Source organism: Mesorhizobium sp. M4A.F.Ca.ET.020.02.1.1, assembly GCF_004022645.1.
GTDB lineage: Bacteria > Pseudomonadota > Alphaproteobacteria > Rhizobiales > Rhizobiaceae > Mesorhizobium.
This window is the reverse complement of sequence record NZ_RZOI01000721.1, coordinates 1-3,044: the sequence shown is the minus strand read 5'-3', so window position 1 is coordinate 3,044 and position 3,044 is coordinate 1. Positions and strand designations below refer to the sequence as shown.

The window sequence follows — 3,044 nt, the reverse complement described above, 5'->3', positions numbered from 1 at the left end:
GTCCTGCACGTAAGGCACTGTCTTGGTCGCTTCGCCGAGCGCGATTGGCAGCATGCCGGACGCCAGCGGGTCGAGCGTGCCGGCATGGCCGGCCTTTTCAGCCTGGAACAGCCATTTGATCTTGGAGACGGCCTCGGTCGAACCCATGCCGACGGGTTTGTCCAGCACCACCCAGCCGGAAACCGGCCTGCCCTTCTTCTTGCCGCGGCGTGCCACTATTTCCCGTCCTTGTCGTTGTCGTCTTTCTTGTCTTCGGTGCGCAGATCGCGCGCCACTTCGGGCGATTTCAGCAATTCATTGATCCTGGCGAAATTGTCGAAGGATGTGTCGAGCCGGAAGCGAAACTCCGGCATGTACTTCATCTGCCTGAGCGCGCCCGAGACCCGGCCACGGATGAACTTCGCATGCTTGTTGAGCGCCTCGATTACGGCATTGGTGTCGCTGGCGCCGAGCGGCGAGACGAAAGCGGTGGCGATCTTGAGGTCCGGCGACATGCGCACCTCGGAGACCGAGACCACCGCGTTCTCGATCAGCGGATCGATGATCTCGCCGCGCTGCAAGGTTTCCGACAGCGCGTGGCGCACCTGCTCGCCGACACGCAGCATGCGCTGGGACGGGCCTGACGTGGTTGAACGGGACATTTTCCTCGGTCCTGAAATCGTGATGCGCGGGATGGGACCGCACCGCATGTCTCATGTGATGTGGGCGGCGGCCTTGCGACCACCGCCCGGTCTTCTCGACGCGTTACTCGAACTCAGAGCGTCCGGGTCACCATCTCGATGCGGAAGCACTCGATGACGTCGCCGACGCGCATGTCCTCGTAGTTCTGGAAGGCCATGCCGCACTCCTGGCCGCCCGGCACTTCCGAAACCTCGTCCTTGAAACGCTTCAGCGTCTTCAGCGTCCCTTCGTGGATGACGACGTTGTCGCGGATCAGGCGCACGCCGGCGCCACGCTCGACCTTGCCTTCGGTGACACGGCAGCCGGCGATCTTGCCAACCTTGGTGATGTCGAAGATCTCGAGGATCTCGGCATTGCCGATGAAGGTCTCGCGACGCTCCGGCGAGAGCATGCCCGAGAGGGCCGCCTTCACGTCGTCGACGAGGTTGTAGATGATCGAGTAGTAGCGGATCTCGATACCGGCGGCCGCGGCGGCGTTGCGCGCCTGCGCATTGGCGCGGACGTTGAAGCCAATGATCGCGGCACCGGAGGTCTCCGCCAGCGAGACGTCGCTCTCGGTGATGCCGCCGGCACCGGCATGGACGATGCGCGCCCGTACTTCGTCGTTGCCGAGCTTCTCGAGCGCGGCGCTGATGGCCTCGATCGAGCCCTGCACATCGCCCTTGATGACCAGCGGGAATTCCTTCAGCCCGCTCGTCTGCAACTGCGACATCATCTGCTCCAGCGAGCCGCGCTGGCCGGCATGCTTGGCCACCGCCTTCTCGCGCGCCAGGCGCTGACGGTACTCGGTGATCTCTCTCGCGCGCGCCTCGTTGTTGACGACGGCAAAGCGGTCGCCGGCCTGCGGCGTGCCCTGCAGGCCCAGCACCTCCACCGGCATCGCCGGCGGCGCTTCCTTGACGTGCTCGGCACGATCATTGACCAGCGCGCGCACCCGGCCCCACTCGTTGCCGGCGACGAGGATGTCGCCCGGCATCAGCGTGCCGGTCTGCACCAGAACGGTGGCGACGGGACCGCGGCCCTTGTCGAGCTGCGCCTCGATGACCACACCTTCGGCGGTGCGGTCCGGATTGGCCTTCAGGTCGAGGATCTCGGCCTGCAGCAGGATCGCTTCGAGCAGCTTGTCGAGATTGGTGCCCTTGGTCGCCGACACTTCGACGTCCAGCACCTCGCCCCCCATCGATTCGACGAACACTTCATGGCGCAGCAGTTCGGAGCGCACCTTCTGCGGGTCGGCGTCACGCTTGTCGATCTTGTTGATCGCCACGATGATCGGCACGCCGGCCGCCTTGGCATGGCTGATCGATTCGATCGTCTGCGGCATCACGCTGTCGTCGGCAGCAACCACCAGAACGGCGATGTCGGTCGCTTGGGCGCCGCGGGCGCGCATCGCCGTGAAGGCGGCGTGGCCGGGCGTGTCGATGAAGGTGATCTTCTGGCCGTTCTTTTCGACCTGGTAGGCGCCGATGTGCTGGGTGATGCCGCCGGCTTCGCCGGAAACGACATTGGCGTTGCGGATAGCATCGAGCAGCGAGGTCTTGCCGTGGTCGACATGGCCCATGATCGTCACCACCGGCGGACGCGACACCAGGTCTTCCGGACGGTCGGCGATGTTGAACAGGCCTTCCTCGATGTCGGACTCGGCGACGCGGCGCACCGTGTGGCCGAATTCGGTGGCGACCAATTCGGCCGTGTCGGCGTCGATGACGTCGCCCGGCTTCATGATCTGGCCCTGCTTCATGAAGAACTTGACCACGTCGACGGCGCGCTCGGACATGCGCTGCGCCAGTTCCTGGATGGTGATGGTTTCTGGCAGGATCACTTCGCGCATGACCTTCTCGCGCGGCTCGTTGTGCATCGCGCGCTTGAACTTCTCTTGACGGCGGCGCATCGACGACAGCGAACGGCCGCGCGCATCCTCGTCGGAGAGCGCCGAATTCAGTGTCAGCTTGCCGCGGCGGCGGTCTTCCTCGCCCTTGGTGGGCTTGGCCGGACGCGCCACTTCAGGCGTGACCAGGCGGCGCACGGGAGCGCCGGCGCCGGCACGCTTCGGCTTGACGTCCTCTTCATCGTCCGGCGTCGCCAATTCGGCGGCCAGCGGTGCACGCCGGCGAGCCTCTTCCTCGGCGCGGCGCCGGGATTCGGCCTCGGTCTGTAGCCGCGCCTCTTCCTCGGCCTGGCGGCGCGCGGAGTCCTCACGCTCGCGCTTGCGGCGCTCTTCTTCCTCGGCGCGGCGCTTGGCCTCTTCCTGGGCGCGCTGGCGGTCTTCGATCTCGCGCGCCTTGGAGCCTTCCAGCGCCTTGCGGCGGGCTTCCATCTCGCTACGCGACAATTCGTTTAGCACCATGCCGCCACGCCCGGGC

At 65.8% G+C, this 3,044-nt stretch carries 2 protein-coding genes and 1 pseudogene; all 3 read right to left on the bottom strand.

The annotated features are described in order from the left end of the window. Nucleotides 1–216: pseudogene (truB, locus tag EN742_RS29950) on the bottom strand (tRNA pseudouridine(55) synthase TruB); the annotation flags it as partial. Further along, a complete protein-coding gene (rbfA, locus tag EN742_RS29945; RefSeq protein ID WP_126056665.1) occupies nt 216–641 on the bottom strand; it encodes a 30S ribosome-binding factor RbfA in 426 nt (141 codons plus the stop codon). The pseudogene truB and the gene rbfA, both read right to left, overlap by 1 nt. Nucleotides 642–754: 113 nt before the next feature. Continuing rightward, nucleotides 755–3,044: translation initiation factor IF-2 (gene infB, locus EN742_RS29940; RefSeq protein ID WP_128333612.1), on the bottom strand; the 2,290-nt coding region annotated here is incomplete at its 5' end.

Bases quoted from the DNA above. Each gene is read 5' to 3' on its own strand.
- rbfA (WP_126056665.1), bottom strand. From the start codon at position 641: ATGTCCCGTTCAACCACGTCAGGCCCGTCCCAGCGCATGCTGCGTGTC.